The organism is Klebsiella ornithinolytica NBRC 105727 = ATCC 31898, from assembly GCF_001598295.1.
Taxonomy (GTDB): domain Bacteria; phylum Pseudomonadota; class Gammaproteobacteria; order Enterobacterales; family Enterobacteriaceae; genus Klebsiella; species Klebsiella ornithinolytica.
The window spans coordinates 511,338-527,527 of sequence record NZ_BCYR01000002.1 but is presented as its reverse complement, the minus strand read 5'-3'; the positions used below and the strand labels follow the sequence as shown (position 1 = coordinate 527,527).

Annotated in this window: 15 protein-coding genes and 1 riboswitch; of the genes, 8 read left to right on the top strand and 7 right to left on the bottom strand. The window is 57.4% G+C overall.

All coding sequences use genetic code 11. The features are described from left to right. Position 1 precedes the first annotated feature (1 nt). Both ROR01S_RS06485 and ROR01S_RS06480 read right to left on the bottom strand, forming a co-directional pair. Positions 2–1,243 carry a multifunctional CCA addition/repair protein gene (locus ROR01S_RS06485; protein ID WP_004867806.1) on the bottom strand — a complete coding sequence of 414 codons (1,242 nt, stop codon included), beginning with the start codon at positions 1,241–1,243 and terminating at the stop codon, positions 2–4. 61 nt (positions 1,244–1,304) lie between these two features. Continuing rightward, complete coding sequence (locus ROR01S_RS06480; RefSeq protein WP_004867804.1) at positions 1,305–1,925, bottom strand: TIGR04211 family SH3 domain-containing protein; 621 nt, start codon at positions 1,923–1,925, stop codon at positions 1,305–1,307. Between the two features lie 214 nt (positions 1,926–2,139). Here ROR01S_RS06480 and ROR01S_RS06475 point away from each other — a divergent pair, with 214 nt between their 5' ends. The 4 genes from ROR01S_RS06475 to glgS all read left to right on the top strand — a co-directional run bounded on the left by ROR01S_RS06475 (position 2,140) and on the right by glgS (position 8,261). After that, positions 2,140–3,438, top strand: a complete 1,299-nt coding sequence (locus ROR01S_RS06475; RefSeq protein WP_064359218.1) for a CYTH domain-containing protein — start codon at positions 2,140–2,142, stop codon at positions 3,436–3,438. 21 nt (positions 3,439–3,459) lie between these two features. Further along, a complete protein-coding gene (gene glnE / locus ROR01S_RS06470) occupies positions 3,460–6,297 on the top strand; it encodes a bifunctional [glutamate--ammonia ligase]-adenylyl-L-tyrosine phosphorylase/[glutamate--ammonia-ligase] adenylyltransferase (protein ID WP_162268833.1) in 2,838 nt (945 codons plus the stop codon). Positions 6,298–6,355: 58 nt separating this feature from the next. Continuing rightward, positions 6,356–7,789: a bifunctional D-glycero-beta-D-manno-heptose-7-phosphate kinase/D-glycero-beta-D-manno-heptose 1-phosphate adenylyltransferase HldE gene (gene hldE / locus ROR01S_RS06465; RefSeq protein WP_015585701.1), complete on the top strand. Its 1,434-nt coding sequence runs from the start codon at positions 6,356–6,358 to the stop codon at positions 7,787–7,789. A 262-nt stretch (positions 7,790–8,051) separates the two neighbouring features. Further along, positions 8,052–8,261 (top strand): cell surface composition regulator GlgS, encoded by a 210-nt coding sequence (gene glgS / locus ROR01S_RS06460; RefSeq protein WP_004867793.1) that lies wholly within the window; start codon positions 8,052–8,054, stop codon positions 8,259–8,261. A gap of 31 nt (positions 8,262–8,292) precedes the next feature. Here glgS and ubiK read toward each other — a convergent pair whose 3' ends face one another. Next, positions 8,293–8,562, bottom strand: a complete 270-nt coding sequence (ubiK, locus tag ROR01S_RS06455) for a ubiquinone biosynthesis accessory factor UbiK (protein ID WP_004867791.1) — start codon at positions 8,560–8,562, stop codon at positions 8,293–8,295. A gap of 120 nt (positions 8,563–8,682) precedes the next feature. Beyond that, positions 8,683–8,834: riboswitch (FMN riboswitch) on the top strand. Between the two features lie 105 nt (positions 8,835–8,939). On the opposite strand from ubiK, the gene ribB reads away from it, so the two are divergent. Then, positions 8,940–9,593: a 3,4-dihydroxy-2-butanone-4-phosphate synthase gene (gene ribB, locus ROR01S_RS06450; RefSeq protein ID WP_004867787.1), complete on the top strand. Its 654-nt coding sequence runs from the start codon at positions 8,940–8,942 to the stop codon at positions 9,591–9,593. 57 nt (positions 9,594–9,650) lie between these two features. On the opposite strand, the gene zupT is transcribed toward ribB, so the two are convergent. Then, positions 9,651–10,421: a zinc transporter ZupT gene (gene zupT, locus ROR01S_RS06445; protein ID WP_032718261.1), complete on the bottom strand. Its 771-nt coding sequence runs from the start codon at positions 10,419–10,421 to the stop codon at positions 9,651–9,653. Between the two features lie 194 nt (positions 10,422–10,615). Here zupT and ygiD point away from each other — a divergent pair, with 194 nt between their 5' ends. After that, the gene (ygiD, locus tag ROR01S_RS06440; protein ID WP_004867783.1) at positions 10,616–11,407 is read left to right on the top strand and encodes a 4,5-DOPA-extradiol-dioxygenase; all 792 of its coding nucleotides are present in this window, start codon (positions 10,616–10,618) and stop codon (positions 11,405–11,407) included. Positions 11,408–11,455: 48 nt separating this feature from the next. Here the strand turns inward: ygiD and ROR01S_RS06435 are convergent, their stop codons facing one another. The 3 genes from ROR01S_RS06435 to tolC form a co-directional block, all read right to left on the bottom strand. Beyond that, positions 11,456–12,616, bottom strand: coding sequence for a glutathionylspermidine synthase family protein (locus tag ROR01S_RS06435; protein ID WP_004867780.1), 1,161 nt, complete (start codon positions 12,614–12,616; stop codon positions 11,456–11,458). 5 nt (positions 12,617–12,621) lie between these two features. Then, positions 12,622–13,293, bottom strand: coding sequence for a DUF1190 family protein (locus ROR01S_RS06430; RefSeq protein ID WP_004867777.1), 672 nt, complete (start codon positions 13,291–13,293; stop codon positions 12,622–12,624). Positions 13,294–13,464: 171 nt separating this feature from the next. Then, positions 13,465–14,937 carry an outer membrane channel protein TolC gene (tolC, locus tag ROR01S_RS06425; RefSeq protein ID WP_004867776.1) on the bottom strand — a complete coding sequence of 491 codons (1,473 nt, stop codon included), beginning with the start codon at positions 14,935–14,937 and terminating at the stop codon, positions 13,465–13,467. A gap of 195 nt (positions 14,938–15,132) precedes the next feature. Between tolC and nudF the strand changes: the two genes are divergently transcribed. Beyond that, positions 15,133–15,765 carry an ADP-ribose diphosphatase gene (gene nudF / locus ROR01S_RS06420; RefSeq protein ID WP_004867773.1) on the top strand — a complete coding sequence of 211 codons (633 nt, stop codon included), beginning with the start codon at positions 15,133–15,135 and terminating at the stop codon, positions 15,763–15,765. Continuing rightward, positions 15,762–16,184: a DUF1249 family protein gene (locus tag ROR01S_RS06415; protein WP_004867771.1), complete on the top strand. Its 423-nt coding sequence runs from the start codon at positions 15,762–15,764 to the stop codon at positions 16,182–16,184. Before nudF ends, ROR01S_RS06415 begins: the two co-directional genes overlap by 4 nt. The last annotated feature ends 6 nt before the right edge of the window (positions 16,185–16,190 follow it).

Genomic DNA, 16,190 nt, shown 5'->3' with positions numbered 1-16,190 from the left:
CTCAGTCGCAAGGCTGAGGGCAGCGCTCTTCCTTCCACTTCGCGACCGCCAGTATGCGGCGCCGCGTCAGCTCCTCACGAATCTCCGGCCCTTTAAAGCCCTGAGCAACCACCTCTTTCGTAGAGACCGATTGGGCGACCTCCCAGGCTTCAAGCAGCAGGCGTCCCTGCGGATAATCGCGGGCTTCGAATCCGGTACGTCCGCGCACATCGGCTTCGCTGGTTAAGGCGATTTGCATGACCCGCTGCGGCTTACGCCAGGCGTCGATATTATCAAACAGTTTGACCAGCGTTTTGGGCTGCAGTATTGGCAGGGTATGAATCAGGTCGTGGAATTCGGCGACCAGCTTCGCCAGATCGCGAATGTCGTTCGGTACGCGCAGACGGGCGCAGAGCTGCTCGACCAGCCTGACGCCTGCCGGACCGTGGCCGTGATGGCGCGGCCAGAGCGCTTTTGGCGTCAGCCCTTTGCCGAGATCGTGACATAGCGTTGCAAAGCGAACGTCAATCTCCGGCGACAGCATTGCCGCCATCGTCAGAGTCATCAGCGTATGTACACCGGTGTCGATTTCCGGGTGCCATTTAGCCGGTGCCGGAACGCCGTACAGCGCGTCAATTTCTGGGAACAGCACGCCGAGCGCGTGGCAGTCGCGTAAGGTCTGGAAAAAGACCTGGGGATTACGGGTGCCAAGGGCGTTTTCCGTCTCCTTCCAGACCCGTTCTGGCGTCAGATGCGCCAGTTCGCCGGCGTCGGCCATGGCGCGCATCAGCGCCATTGTTTCGTCGGCAATACGGAAGCCCAGGTGGGCATAGCGGGCGGCGAAGCGCGCCACGCGCAGAACGCGCAGCGGGTCTTCGCTGAAGGCGGGTGAGACGTGGCGCAGCAGGCGCAGACGCAAATCGGCCTGGCCGCCGTAGGGATCGATAATCAGGCCATCGGCATCCTGAGCCAGCGCATTAACCGTCAGATCGCGGCGCAGCAGATCCTGTTCCAGCGTGACGTCCGGGGCGGCATAGCAGGTAAAACCGGTGTAGCCGGAGCCTGATTTACGCTCGGTACGTGCCAGAGCATACTCTTCCCGGCTTTTCGGGTGCAGAAATACGGGGAAATCGCGGCCTACCTGCTGGTAGCCCGCCTCAAGCAACTGCTCAGGCGTGGCGCCAACTACGACCCAATCTCTGTCTTTGACCGGTAGCCCTAATAACGCATCCCGAACTGCACCACCGACCAGATAAATCTTCACGCCTGACTCTCCCGTATCCACTTTGCTCAAGATGATACGTAAGTCTGGCAGAGAAGACGAATTAGTTCATCCACCGGTCTTTACGTTTACGGCTCGGGACCAGATGCGGCAGCACCAGACCGAGCAGCAGTCCGACGCCAAGCACGCCGCCGCCGTACATAAACCACTGCATGATAATAGTGCGCTGCTTATCATCCAGCTGCAGATTCGCGGCATTCACCTTCTTCTGGGCGACAACCAGCTCATTTTTCAGCTTTTGGTTTTCATCTTTCAGCGCGTTGATGACGGTATCGCTGCCGGCGACCTTTTTCTGCATGTCGGCGGTGCGCTGATTCCAGGTGGTGTCGATGTTATTGAGTTTGTCGGTCAGGGTTTTTACCTGATTTTCCAGATCCGGCACGCGGGTGCGCAGGCTGGGCTCGGTGCTCAGCTCTTTCAGCGGAATCCACGCGGTACGGCCGTTGCCGTCGCGGATCTGGGCATAACCGGTGCTGTCATTGGTCTGCAGCAGAGAAACTTCTTCCCCGGCGTTAATGGTGCCCTGAAGACGATAATTATCGCCCGGCCCCGTGCGAACCCAGGTGTTCAGTTCATCAGAAACATAGCGTTTTTCTTCTGCATGAACCGCCGTGGCGGCGCTGAGCGCCAGCAAAGTAAAAGTGATAAGGCGTAATTTTGGCATCAGGTCATCGTTTGATCATAAAAAGTTGAACGATAGTAGTGGCATCGCCATAGCGACGCAAAGTTTTCTGCCACAATCGGAAACATCCGGGAGGTGGCCCGGCAAAATGCGCATTGCATGGAGAATCGCCGCAAAATACTATCTACTGACAAAAAATATCGGCGATAGTTCGCCGTATTTTCCCGGCAGCGCAAAGAAGCGGAAGAATTCAGTCATGGCTCAAGAAATCGAATTAAAATTTATCGTCTCCGACAGCGGCGTGGAAACACTGCGCCAGCACCTTAACGCGCTTAATGCCCAGCACACGCCTGCGGGTCAATTGCTCAATATTTACTATGAAACGGCGGATAACTGGCTGCGCCGTCACGATATGGGACTGCGCATCCGTGGCGATCGCGGTCAGTATGAAATGACCCTGAAAATCGCCGGGCGCGTGGTGGGCGGATTGCATCAGCGTCCGGAATTCAACATCCCGCTGGCAAGCCCGGAACTGGCGCTGGAACGCCTGCCTGCCGAAGTCTGGCCGCAGGGCGAACTGCCCGCGGATCTGGCGCAAAACGTACAGCCGCTGTTCAGTACCGATTTTGAACGTGAAAAATGGGTGGTCAGCGAAGGGGAGAGCCAGATTGAAATTGCGCTCGATCGCGGGGAGGTGAAAACCCCCGAGCATCAGGAGGCGATTCGCGAGCTGGAGCTGGAACTGCTCTCTGGTAAGACGGAGGATGTGCTGGCGCTCGCCCGTCGTCTGCTGGAAACCGGCGTGCTGCGCCAGGGAAGTCTCAGCAAAGCGGCGCGCGGCTACCATCTTGCCCAGGGGAACGATGCGCGCCCGGTGCAGCCATTCGGCGTTCTGCAGGTGGCGCCAAAAGCCAGCGTAGAGCAGGGTCTGGAGGCGTCGCTGGAAAACGCGCTGGCGCACTGGCTCTATCATGACGAGGTCTGGAGCCGCGGTAATCCGATGGCAAAAGGGGAAATCCTTCGCGCCATCGCCCGGATACGTCATGCGCTGGTGCTGTTTGGCGGTATCGTGCCGCGTAAGGCCACCGCGCAGCTGCGCGAACAGCTTGGGGAAGCGGAAGCTGCCCTGACGGAGGCTGGAAAGGATCCGGCGGCGCTGTTCAGCATTGCCGCAGTCAGCGCGAAGCTCGCGTTGACCGAATGGCTGGTGAGCCGTAGCTGGCGCGCCTTTTTAAATGAGAACGCGCAGAAGAAGATCGCCGGCTCTTTTAAACGTTTCGCCGATATCCAGCTTTCGCGGGCGGCGGCGGAGTTAAAAAATGCGTTCCAGCAGACGCTGGGGGACGATTACGACGGCCAGCTGCCGCGTCTGGCCCGCGACATAGACTGCATTCAGCTGCTCGCCGGCGCCTATGCCGATGCTGCGGCCTCCTGGCTGGAGAACTGGCTGGAAGTCCGTCGCGCTATTGAGCACAAAGATCGCAGCGTCATTGAATATTTCCGCCGCCAGGCGCTGGCCGCGGAGCCATTCTGGCTGCATAGTGGAAAACGATAATTTCAGGCCAGGGAGACCCCTATAATGCCGCTTTCTTCACAGTTACAGCAGCACTGGCAGACGGTTATAGACCGACTGCCGGCGGATTTTCCATTATCCACGTTAAGTCCGCAGGCGCAGTCGGTGATGGCGTTCAGCGATTTCGTCCAGCAGAGTCTGGTGGCGCAGCCGCAGTGGCTGACCGAGCTTGAAAACTCGCCCCCCGAGGCGCAGGAGTGGCGTCACTATGCCGACTGGCTACAGGCCGCCCTGGCCGGTGTCAACGACGAAGCGACGCTGATGCGTGAGCTGCGCCTGTTTCGCCGCCGGATCATGGTGCGCATCGCCTGGGCACAAGCGCTGTCGCTGGTCAGTGAAGAGAGCAGTTTGCAGCAGCTAAGCGCGCTGGCGGAGACGCTGATTGTCGCCGCCCGCGACTGGCTTTACACCGCCTGCTGTAACGAATGGGGAACCCCTACCAGTGCCGAAGGTAAAGCGCAGCCGCTGCTGATCCTCGGGATGGGGAAACTGGGCGGAGGCGAACTCAATTTCTCGTCGGACATCGATCTGATTTTTGCCTGGCCTGAACATGGCGCAACCCGCGGCGGACGCCGCGAGCTGGATAACGGGCAGTTCTTTACCCGCCTCGGGCAGCGGCTGATTAAAGTCCTCGACCAGCCGACGCAGGATGGCTTTGTTTATCGCGTTGATATGCGCCTGCGCCCCTTCGGCGACAGCGGGCCGCTGGTGCTGAGCTTTGCCGCGCTGGAAGATTACTATCAGGAACAAGGGCGCGACTGGGAGCGCTACGCGATGGTCAAAGCGCGGATCATGGGCGATAACGAAGGCACCTATGCCAACGAACTGCGCGCCATGCTGCGGCCCTTCGTCTTCCGTCGCTACATCGACTTCAGCGTGATCCAGTCGCTGCGTAATATGAAGGGGATGATTGCCCGTGAAGTTCGTCGTCGCGGGCTGAAGGACAATATCAAGCTCGGTGCGGGCGGTATCCGCGAAATCGAATTTATCGTACAGGTCTTCCAGCTGATCCGCGGAGGACGCGAACCGGCGCTCCAGCTGCGGGCGCTGCTTCCGACGCTGGCGGCGATCGATGAGCTGCACCTGCTGCCGGAAGGCGATGCTGCCCGGTTGCGTGATGCCTACCTGTTCTTACGTCGCCTGGAAAACCTGCTGCAAAGCATCAATGACGAGCAGACGCAAACTTTGCCGCAGGATGCGCTTAATCGCGCTCGCCTGGCGTGGGGGATGCATGTTGATGACTGGGAAGCGCTGACCGCGCAGCTGGAAGAGAAAATGGCCAGCGTACGGCGAGTGTTCAACGACCTGATTGGCGATGATGAAGCGCAATCACCGGATGAGCAGCTGGAGGAGTACTGGCGTGAGTTGTGGCAGGATGCGCTGGAAGAGGATGACGCCAGCCCGGCGCTGGCCCATCTTGCGGATGACGACCGTCGCAGTGTGCTGGCGCTGATTGCCGATTTTCGTAAAGAGCTGGATAAACGCACTATCGGCCCGCGCGGGCGCCAGGTGCTGGATCAGCTGATGCCGCATCTGCTCAGCGAAGTGTGTTCGCGGGCCGATGCGCCGGTGCCGTTGGCGCGGATTACACCGCTGTTGACCGGTATCGTCACCCGAACCACCTACCTGGAATTGCTCAGCGAGTTTCCCGGTGCGTTGAAACATCTGATTAGCCTCTGCGCCGCTTCGCCGATGGTTGCCAGTCAGCTGGCGCGCCATCCGCTGCTGCTGGATGAACTGCTGGATCCCAATACGCTGTATCAACCGACGGCGACCGATGCCTATCGCGATGAGCTACGTCAGTATCTGCTGCGGGTGCCGGAAGAGGACGAAGAGCAGCAGCTGGAGGCGCTGCGCCAGTTTAAGCAGGCGCAGCTGCTGCATATTGCCGCCGCCGATATTGCCGGTACGCTGCCGGTAATGAAAGTGAGCGATCACTTAACCTGGCTGGCCGAAGCGATGATTGATGCGGTGGTCCAGCAGGCGTGGATGCAGATGGTGGCGCGTTATGGCCAGCCGACGCACCTGCATGACCGTCAGGGGCGTGGTTTTGCGGTCGTCGGTTACGGGAAACTGGGGGGCTGGGAGCTGGGCTACAGTTCTGACCTTGACCTGGTGTTCCTGCATGATTGTCCGATGGAGGTGATGACCGACGGGGAGCGCGAAATCGACGGTCGCCAGTTCTATCTGCGCCTGGCCCAGCGCATTATGCACCTCTTCAGCACCCGCACCTCTTCAGGGATTCTCTACGAAGTGGATGCTCGCTTACGTCCGTCTGGTGCGGCGGGTATGCTGGTCACCACTGCCGATGCGTTTGCCGACTACCAGAAGAATGAGGCCTGGACCTGGGAACATCAGGCCCTGGTGCGTGCCCGCGTAGTCTATGGCGATCCGGCGCTGCAGGAGCGTTTTGATACCATCCGACGCGATATCCTCAGCACGCCGCGTGAAGGGGCGACGCTGCAGACCGAAGTGCGGGAAATGCGGGAGAAAATGCGCGCCCATCTCGGCAATAAGCATCGGGATCGCTTTGATATTAAAGCCGATGCCGGGGGCATTACCGACATTGAATTTATTACCCAGTATCTGGTCCTACGCTATGCGCACGATAAACCGAAGCTGACGCGCTGGTCTGATAACGTGCGCATTCTGGAACTGCTGGCGCAAAACGACATTATGGATGATGAAGAAGCGCAGGCGTTGACCCATGCGTACACCACGCTGCGCGATGCGCTGCATCATCTGGCGTTGCAGGAACAGCCGGGGAACGTCGCCCCGGACGCCTTTACCCATGAACGTCAGCAGGTGAGCGCCAGCTGGCAGAAGTGGTTGATGGCTTAACTAAAAAACCGGGTGTGCTATTATCGCGCGCAAAGTTTGTATCTCGCAGGAGAGAGTCATGAAAGTAACGCTGCCGGAGTTTGAACGTGCAGGAGTGTTGGTGGTTGGCGATGTCATGCTGGACCGCTACTGGTATGGTCCCACCAGCCGTATTTCCCCCGAAGCCCCGGTACCGGTGGTCAAGGTGGAAAATATCGAAGAGCGTCCCGGCGGTGCGGCAAACGTGGCGATGAACATCGCCTCTCTCGGTGCGACCTCTCGCCTGGTTGGCCTGACCGGGATTGATGACGCAGCGCGTGCGCTCAGTAAGGCGCTGGCGGATGTCAACGTGAAGTGCGATTTTGTCTCCGTGCCGACTCACCCGACTATCACCAAGCTGCGCGTGCTGTCGCGCAACCAGCAGCTGATCCGCCTGGATTTCGAAGAGGGATTCTCCGGCGTCGATCCGCAGCCCATGCACGACCGCATTCAGCAGGCGCTGGGTACCATCGGGGCGCTGGTATTGTCCGATTATGCAAAAGGCGCGCTGGCCAGCGTGCAGACCATGATTAAGCTGGCGCGCGATGCCGGCGTACCGGTGCTGATCGATCCGAAAGGCACCGATTTTGAACGCTATCGCGGCGCCACGCTGCTGACGCCGAACCTCTCCGAATTTGAAGCCGTAGCGGGCAAGTGCAAAGACGAAGCGGATATTGTCGAACGCGGCCTGAAAATTATTGCGGATTTCGAACTCTCTGCGCTGCTGGTGACTCGTTCCGAGCAGGGGATGACGCTGTTGCAGCCGGGCCGTCCGCCGCTGCATATGCCGACTCAGGCGCAAGAAGTGTATGACGTCACCGGTGCCGGCGATACGGTCATTGGCGTGCTGGCGGCGACGCTGGCCTCCGGCAACACTCTGGAAGAGGCGTGCTACTTTGCCAACGCGGCGGCCGGCGTCGTGGTCGGCAAGCTGGGGACATCCACCGTTTCACCTATCGAACTGGAAAACGCCGTGCGCGGGCGCGCGGAGACCGGGTTCGGCGTGATGAACGAAGATGAACTGAAACAGGCCGTTGCGGCGGCGCGTAAGCGCGGCGAGAAAGTGGTGATGACCAACGGCGTGTTTGACATTCTGCACGCGGGCCACGTCTCTTATCTGGCTAATGCGCGCAAGCTCGGCGATCGCCTGATCGTTGCGGTCAACAGCGATGCGTCGACCAAACGTCTGAAAGGCGAGTCTCGTCCGGTTAACCCGCTGGAGCAGCGTATGATCGTGCTCGGCGCGCTGGAAGCCGTCGACTGGGTCGTCTCATTTGAAGAGGATACGCCGCAGCGCCTGATTGCCGGCATTCTGCCGGACCTGCTGGTCAAAGGCGGCGACTATAAGCCGGAAGATATCGCGGGTAGCGAGGAAGTCTGGGCGAACGGCGGCGACGTTCTGGTGCTGAACTTTGAAGATGGTTGCTCTACGACCAACATCATTAAGAAGATCCAGAAAGACAGCGGTAAGTAATTTGTCGCGCCGGGCGGGCGTCCTGGGGGAGCGGGTTGCGTATCGCGAGGCCGAAGAAACCCGGATAACGTCCGACAAAAATAGCCGACGATCGTCAGATCGCCGGCTTTTTTTTATTTATTGATGACAGAGATGATTCAGCGCAATAAACAGGCGATTTGAGCGCATTTTTCGTACAGAAAGCGTTAGCGTAAGTATAAATACTGAAGTCAGTAGAAAGCATATGACCAATCAGAACACACACGGCTGAAGGAGTATGCGGATGAATCATCACGAACTGTATTCAATGAAGAACTTTGATTTTCTGGCCCTGAGTTTCGCCAGAATGCATGCACAAGGACACTCCGTTGATCTCCAGGCTATAGTCGGCAATATGGATGAAGATCATCGTGAATGGTTTTGCCAACGGTATGAGCTCTACTGCCGTCAGGTGAGTGAAGAGGCAGCGTCGGAACCAGAGCTAGAACACTGAAACAACAACGGGCCTGAGGGCCCGTTATTTTTTACTGCTTCTCTTCGACGGTCGGGGCGGCCGCGCGGCTTTCCAGATCGCTGATTCGCTGCTCCAGCAGCGCCAGTTTTTCGCGGGTGCGCAGCAGCACCTGCGTCTGCACATCAAACTCTTCGCGACTGACCAAATCCAGGCGGGTCAGCTGTGACTGGAGTACCTGACGGATCTTTTTCTCGACATCTTCCCCAAGATCGCGAAGGCCTTTCGGCATCGATTCATGGACCTGGCGGGCGATTTGTTCAATTTTTTTCGGGTCAATCATGGTGGTTTCCTGCTCTGGTCGATTTATCGCTCATTGTAGTGCGATCGACGCTGCCTATAAACCAGAAATGTTTGAAGCTTATGCATTGCCGATGATAATCAATAGCGTTATAGTGATCTCGCTTATTCTCAGGGCGGGGCGAAATTCCCCACCGGCGGTAAATCAACCATGGCGTTGAAAGCCCGCGAGCGCTTTCTGCAACAGCAGAAAGGTCAGCAGATCCGGTGTAATTCCGGGGCCGACGGTTAAAGTCCGGATGGGAGAGAGTAACGGCTCAGTCGGGTTTCGATCCGCTTGCGTTGACTTTTGCCGCTAAACCGGCGCTCCTAAGACTGCCCTGATTCTGGTAACCATAATTTTAATGAGGTTTATTTACCATGAATCAGACGCTCCTTTCCTCTTTTGGTACCGCTTTTGAACGTGTGGAACACGCTTTAAATGCACTGCGCGAAGGCCGCGGTGTGATGGTGCTTGATGATGAAGACCGTGAAAACGAAGGCGACATGATTTTCGCCGCTGAAACCATGACCGTTGAGCAGATGGCGCTGACCATTCGCCACGGCAGCGGCATTGTCTGCCTGTGCCTGACCGATGAACGCCGTAAGCAGCTTGACCTGCCGATGATGGTGGAAAACAACACCAGCGCATACGGCACCGGTTTTACCGTGACCATCGAAGCTGCAGCAGGCGTCACCACCGGCGTTTCCGCCGCTGACCGCGTGACCACCGTGCGCGCGGCCATTGCCGACGGCGCTAAACCTTCCGATCTCAACCGTCCAGGCCATGTCTTCCCGCTGCGTGCGCAGCCGGGCGGCGTGTTGACCCGCGGTGGTCATACTGAAGCGACCATCGATCTGGTGACGCTGGCGGGCTTTAAGCCGGCTGGCGTGCTGTGTGAACTGACGAACGACGATGGCACTATGGCGCGGGCGCCAGAGTGCATTGCGTTCGCACAGAAGCAGAATATGGCCGTGGTCACCATTGAAGATCTGGTGGCCTATCGCCGCGCACATGAGCGCAAAGCCAGCTGATTCTGGCCCCGTCTCATGACAAAGCCCACCTCAGCGTGGGCTTTGTTGTTTTTGCCATCAGCCAATGCCCATTGCCTGCAGCGCAACCAGACTTAATCCCATCACCGACATGCCGCACAGTACGCCATAGCTTGGGTTGCTCTGCGGATCGATCTCTTTTGCCAGCGGCATCAGCTCATCGACCGACAGCGCCACCATGATCCCGGCGACGGCGGCCATAATGGCGCCCATTATGACCGGTGACACCAGGCTTCCGAGGATCAGCCAGGCCAGCAGGCCGCCGAGAATTTCCGCCATACCGGAAAGCCCTGCCCAGAGTACCGCCTTATACCGTGAACCGGTGGCGGCATAAACCGGTCCGGCCACCGCCAGCCCCTCGGGAATATTGTGTAAAGCGACCGCCAGCGCGACGCCCATGCCCAGCTCGAGGTTATTACTGGCCGTTACAAAGGTGGCGATCCCTTCCGGAAAGTTGTGCAGGCTGATGCCCAGAGTCAACAACATGGCGGTTCGGCGGAGGTTACGCGGACGCGGCATACCCGGCGACATTAGATCCTGCGGATGCGCGTGGGGCAGCATACGGTCAAGCGCAAAGTAGCCCAGCAGGCCGATGACAAACATGCCGTAACCGAGCAGCGGCGACATGCCCTCCGCGTTCAGCGCGGCGGGCAGCATCTCCATCAGCGAGATAAGCAGCATGATACCCGCGGCAAAGCCCAGGGAAAATCCCAGCAGCCGGTTGGATGGTTTCTGACCCAGGACGCCAAAAATAGCCCCGATGAATGTGGCGCTACCCGCCAGCAGCGTCAATATTAAGGGTGACGACATTATTCATTTCCTTTGATAATGATTATCATTAATGATATCCAGATTATCAGCTCACGACGAGAGGGCGATGCGACCCTTTACAGCGAATTACATTCAAATTTTCTGACGATCATCATCATGCTTATCTGAGTTTATCCTGATGCAAAAAAGCGTAATGTTGAGGCATCACAATTCCTCTGTTTAAGGATATCACCATGTCCCGTACCCGAATGCCAGCGTTGTTTTTAGGCCACGGCAGCCCGATGAACGTGCTGGAAGATAACGTCTATACCCGCGCCTGGCGGCAGCTGGGCGAAACATTGCCGCGGCCAAAAGCTATCGTTGTAGTCTCTGCGCACTGGTTTACTCGCGGTACCGGAGTCACGGCTATGGAAACGCCGAAGACGATCCACGATTTTGGCGGCTTCCCGCAGGCGCTGTACGATACGCATTACCCGGCTCCCGGTTCTCCTGAACTGGCGCAGCGTCTGGTTGAGCTGCTGGCGCCGGTGCCCGTGACCCTGGATAAAGAAGCCTGGGGCTTCGATCATGGCTCATGGGGCGTGCTGATAAAAATGTACCCCGATGCGGATATCCCGATGGTGCAGCTGAGCATCGATAGCACCAAACCGGCAGCCTGGCATATGGAAATGGGACGTAAGCTGGCGGCGCTACGCGATGAAGGTATCATGCTGGTGGCGAGCGGTAACGTGGTGCATAACCTGAGAACGGCACGCTGGCATGGCGAGAGCACGCCTTACCCGTGGGCGGAATCATTTAATGACTACGTCAAGACCAACCTGAGCTGGAAGGGACCGGTTGCAGAGCATCCGCTGGTGAACTATCTGGCGCATGAGGGCGGATCGCTTTCTAATCCGACGGCGGATCACTTCCTGCCGCTGCTCTACGTTCTGGGTACCTGGGACGGCGAAGAGCCGATAACTATTCCGGTGGAAGGGATGGAGATGGGATCGCTGAGCATGCTGTCGGTGCTGATTGGGGCGTAGAAGGTAGCGGAAAAACCCCGGCAGGCGTTAGCGCGGCCGGGGCAGATCTTATTCGACGAAAATGTGCGGGTAGAAACGCGACAAATCCTGGGTGATCAGCGCCCGATCCTCGCGTACGCCAATCCCGGCGGGCATATCGTTGATGAGCCAGCTGCCGATCAGCGTGTAGCTGTCACCAAACTTCGGCAGCGGATAGAACTCCTGCACGATAGTGCCTTCTTCTCCGTATGGACCCTCTACCGCTTCCAGTACTTTGCCGTTTTCCACGATCGACACGTTGGCCCCTTCACGGGAGAAGATCGGCTTAATGACGTACTTCTCCATCTCCGGATGCGCATCTTCGCTGAAGTAAGCCGCCAGCAGATTAGGGTGGTTCGGAAACATCTCCCACAGCAGCGGAAGCAGAGCTTTGTTCGAGATGATGCTCTTCCACGCCGGTTCGAGCCAGCGTACGCCCGCGTCTTCCAGTTTGGTAGAGAACATCTCGCGCAGCATATACTCCCACGGGTAGAGCTTGAACAGGTTGCCAATCACCTGATCCTGCAGGTCGGTAAACTGACCTTTTTCACCCAGGCCGATATCTTCGATATACAGAAACTCGGTCGCCACACCCGCTTCTGCGGCACAGTCCTGCAGATACTGCACGGTACCGCGATCTTCTTCGGTATCGCGGCAGCAGGCCATATGCAGCAGCTGGAAGCCAAACTGTTCGCGCAGCTCGGAAAAACGCTCGATCAGCTTTTCCTGCAGGCTGTTGAACTGGTCGCTGCCTGCTGGCAGCTGGCCGGCGTTGATCTGATCTTCCAGCCAAATCCACTGGAAGAAGGCGGCTTCATACAGCGAGGTTGGGGTATCGGCGTTGTTCTCCAGCAGCTTCGGTTCGCCCACGCCGTCCCATGCCAGATCGAGACGCGAGTAGAGCGACGGCTGGTTGGTTTTCCACGACTGGCGCACGAAGCCCCAGGTATGTTTCGGAATGCGGAACTTCGCCATCAGCTCATCGCTGGCGACGACTTTTTCCACTGCCTGCAGGCACATCTGGTGTAGCCCGGCGGTGACCTCTTCAAGCTTTTCAACCTGGGCCAGCGTCAGTTTGTAATAGGCCTCTTCGCTCCAGTACGGCTCGCCATACATGGTATGAAAGTTGAAGCCGTATTCGGTCGCCTTCTCACGCCAGTCCGGGCGTTCCGTGATGCTGATTCTTTCCATGTGATTTAGCCGCCCATTGAGCGTTTAGTCGAACTGGTGCCTGCAGCGCTGCGCTGCATAGCAGATTGCTTCGCGACCGACTCACCAAACCCGCCGCGAGTGACGGTGCTGGTGGTGGCGGGTTTTGGTGCCATCGCCGTTTTCGGTACATTCATCGTCCGGCCCGGCTGTGCGGCGCCGTAGCTCTTACCGCCGGCATCGGTGTACTGACCATAGGCTGGGCTGGCCGGGTTTTTCGAGCTGAACAGCGGCTGCTGTGCGCCCATGCCGCCACCCATCATACGGCCCATCATGTAGCCTGCCATCAACGGCATCCAGAAGCTGCCGCTGCTTTGTGCCTGCGCCTGGTTTTCTGGCGCGACGCCTGCCTGAGCCGGCGTTTGCTGGCACTGGCCTTCGCCGAATTCAGCGACGCAATCTTCGCGCGTGGCGTATTTCGGCGCGGTACGTACCGCTTCCTTCTGCGCGTTGTTGAAAGCGGTGGTGCATTCTGCGCTTTTGCCCGGGTTGGCTGCAGAGCAGTCATCGGCGTTTTGGTACAGAGAAACCGTCTCGTCGGTTTTTTCACAACCGGCAAGCATAAATACGGCCGTAACGGCAAGGGCGACCGGCGTCAGATGGCGCGCGCTCCAGCTTTTACGGAACGAGGCATGATTGATATTTTTTGTCCGTTTCATATTTGTCTTCCAGGACCCAGTGGTATTGCGGTTTGTTAACGCTCAGGATAGAGGATGAGTGGTGGAAAATGAAGCGAAGAGGGAGGGAAAGGAGGGGATCTTTACGTTGCCTTACGTTTAGCGCTTCGCTTAGCGGAATTCGTTAAGCGAAGCGCCATGACGCAACGACGATTACTGGCGGAAAGGATTAGCGCCGCTGGTTTTCGTGGTGCGGGTCGAAGCCGGTGTTGCCGCCGGGGCTGCATTGCTGCTGTAGCCATCAGCGTTAGCATCCTGCTGCGGGGTTTCCGGTGCGACGCTATCTGGTGATGTCGAGACCGGTTTGCCCAGCGTGTTGTTCAGCGCCAGCAGATCCTGCTCGTTCAGAGTACCGAGCGCCGATTTAATGTTCAGCTGGTTAATCAGGTAGTTATAACGTGCGCTGGAGAGCTGCTGCTTCGCGTTGTACAGAGTGGTGGTGGCATCCAGGACGTCGACGATGGTACGCGTCCCCACGGAATAGCCGGCTTCCATCGCATCAAGGGAGCTCTGCGCAGAGACCACCGCCTGTTTGTAGGCGTTGATGCTGCTGATAGAGGCGTTGATGTTATTAAAGGAAGAACGAACGGTCTGAACTACGCTGCGATGTGAGCTTTCCAGCTGTTCGCTGGCGCCAACGAAGTTGTACTGCGCCTGTTTCACCTGCGAGTTCACCATCCCGCCCTGATACAGCGGCAGCGAGAAGCTCAGGCCAATTTTGTTCTGCCCGGCATCAGTGTCGCCATAGCGCGTTGGATCGTTGGTTTTTGAACCGTTGTAGGTGGTGTTTGAGATCCCGGTCGAGGCGGTTAAATCCAGGGTCGGCAGATGGCCGTCCTGCGCCTGGCGAATCTGTTCGCGGGCGAGGTCCTGGTTCAGACGCGCCTGCAGCAGCGACAGGTTGCGGTTTTCCGCTTCCTTCAGCAGCGCATTTACCGTCTGCGGTTTGTTGGTTTTAAAGCCGTCAACGTTCAGCGATGCCAGCTCCGGATAGTAGTTGCCGGTTACCTGGCGCAGCGCTTCTACCGCGTTGTCGAGGTTGTTGCGTGCGGTCACTTCGTTTGCCAGTACTGAATCGTACTGTGAACGGGCGTTCTGCACGTCGGTGATCGCCACCAGGCCAACGTTAAAGCGCTGTGTGGTCTGATCCAACTGGCGGTAAATTGCCTGCTTCTGCGCTTCGGTATAGGAAAGCGTATCAATCGCGCTGAGGACGTTAAAGTAAGCCGTCGCGGTGTTCAGAATCAGCGTTTGCTGGTCAGTCTGATAGGTGACATCCTGAATACCGGCCGCTTTTTCCTGCAGCGTCAGGGCGCGCCACTTCGACATATCAAACAGGGTCTGCGTTAACTGCAGCGAGCCGCTGGTGACGTTCGAGTTCACGCCGTTGCTGTCGCGATAGCCATTGGTGTAAGTATAATCTGCGCCCAGACCAAGCTGAGGCAGTAACGGGCTACGTGCTTCATTGATCTTCTCGAATGCAGCATCACGATCGGCTGCTGATTTACGCAGGTCAGGGTTGCTGACGCGCGCCTGCTGATAAACCTGCATCAGGTTTTCTGCCTGGCTCATGGCGCTGAAGCCAGTCAGGCCCAGACCGATGAGGATGGGGAAAAGTTTCTTCATTTGCATTCCTTGTTGTGAAGCATAAAGCGCTGCCCAAATTCTAAATATATTTGCTGATTGTATCGAGTCTGCCGCGGTAAAAAGTTGGCGTTACGTGCCATCCGGCGGTAATTTGCACCAATCTAACATACAGGCTGTAAAACGATAGCCAAACGGCTTATAAATCCTTACTTTCGGATGCGCAGGACAGAGACAATGAGCAAGCCCAATCAGCAAGGAATCACCTTCTCTAAAAACGATGTAGAAATTATTGCACGCGAAACGCTTTATCGTGGTTTTTTTTCGCTGGATTTATACCGTTTTCGCCATCGTCTGTTTAACGGTGGAATGAGCGGCGAGGTGACGCGCGAAATTTTTGAGCGCGGGCATGCCGCAGTCTTGCTACCCTTTGACCCGGTACGTGATGAAGTGGTGCTGGTCGAGCAAATCCGCATCGCCGCGTATGATACCAGCGAGAGCCCGTGGCTGCTTGAAATGGTCGCCGGTATGATTGAGGACGGTGAGACCCCCGAGGACGTTGCCCGCCGCGAAGCGGTAGAAGAAGCCGGGCTGGTCGTCGGGCGGACAAAACCGGTCTTGAGCTACCTGGCCAGCCCAGGCGGTACCAGCGAAAGACTGTCGATTCTGGTCGGTGAAGTCGATGCCACAACGGCAAAAGGGATTCACGGTCTGGCGGATGAAAATGAAGACATCCGGGTGCATGTGGTAAGCCGGGAGCAGGCTTATCAGTGGGTTGAAGAGGGGAAAATCGACAACGCGGCCTCTGTCATCGCCTTGCAATGGCTGCAATTGCATTATCACAATTTACGTAATGAGTGGACAAAATGAAGCGTTATACACCTGACTTCCCGGAAATGATGCGCCTGTGTGAAACCAATTTTGCTCAGTTGCGCCGCTTGTTGCCTCGAACCGATGCAGCCGGCGATGTCGCGGGCTATCAGGTGGGCAATGCGCAATATCGATTAACTATCGTCGAGTCGACCCGCTACACTACATTAGTGTCAATTGAGCAGACGGTTCCGGCGGTAAGTTACTGGAGTTTACCGTCAATGACGGTACGTCTGTATCATGACGCGATGGTCGCTGAAGTGTGTTCGACTCAGCAGATCTTTCGCTTCAAAGCAAAGTATGATTATCCTAATAAAAAGTTGCATCAACGCGACGAAAAGCATCAAATTAATCAGTTCCTGGCGGACTGGCTGAGATACTGTTTAGCACATGGAGCGATGGCGATTCCGGTTTGTTAGCGTCGT

What these genes read in the sequence shown, in the direction of transcription:
- ROR01S_RS06480 (WP_004867804.1), bottom strand. Translation starts at nt 1,925, where the DNA reads ATGCCAAAATTACGCCTTATCACTTTTACTTTGCTGGCGCTCAGCGCC.
- ROR01S_RS06475 (WP_064359218.1), top strand. Translation starts at nt 2,140, where the DNA reads ATGGCTCAAGAAATCGAATTAAAATTTATCGTCTCCGACAGCGGCGTG.
- hldE (WP_015585701.1), top strand. Translation starts at nt 6,356, where the DNA reads ATGAAAGTAACGCTGCCGGAGTTTGAACGTGCAGGAGTGTTGGTGGTT.
- glgS (WP_004867793.1), top strand. Translation starts at nt 8,052, where the DNA reads ATGAATCATCACGAACTGTATTCAATGAAGAACTTTGATTTTCTGGCC.
- ubiK (WP_004867791.1), bottom strand. Translation starts at nt 8,562, where the DNA reads ATGATTGACCCGAAAAAAATTGAACAAATCGCCCGCCAGGTCCATGAA.
- ribB (WP_004867787.1), top strand. Translation starts at nt 8,940, where the DNA reads ATGAATCAGACGCTCCTTTCCTCTTTTGGTACCGCTTTTGAACGTGTG.
- zupT (WP_032718261.1), bottom strand. Translation starts at nt 10,421, where the DNA reads ATGTCGTCACCCTTAATATTGACGCTGCTGGCGGGTAGCGCCACATTC.
- ygiD (WP_004867783.1), top strand. Translation starts at nt 10,616, where the DNA reads ATGTCCCGTACCCGAATGCCAGCGTTGTTTTTAGGCCACGGCAGCCCG.
- ROR01S_RS06435 (WP_004867780.1), bottom strand. Translation starts at nt 12,616, where the DNA reads ATGGAAAGAATCAGCATCACGGAACGCCCGGACTGGCGTGAGAAGGCG.
- ROR01S_RS06430 (WP_004867777.1), bottom strand. Translation starts at nt 13,293, where the DNA reads ATGAAACGGACAAAAAATATCAATCATGCCTCGTTCCGTAAAAGCTGG.
- tolC (WP_004867776.1), bottom strand. Translation starts at nt 14,937, where the DNA reads ATGAAGAAACTTTTCCCCATCCTCATCGGTCTGGGCCTGACTGGCTTC.
- nudF (WP_004867773.1), top strand. Translation starts at nt 15,133, where the DNA reads ATGAGCAAGCCCAATCAGCAAGGAATCACCTTCTCTAAAAACGATGTA.
- ROR01S_RS06415 (WP_004867771.1), top strand. Translation starts at nt 15,762, where the DNA reads ATGAAGCGTTATACACCTGACTTCCCGGAAATGATGCGCCTGTGTGAA.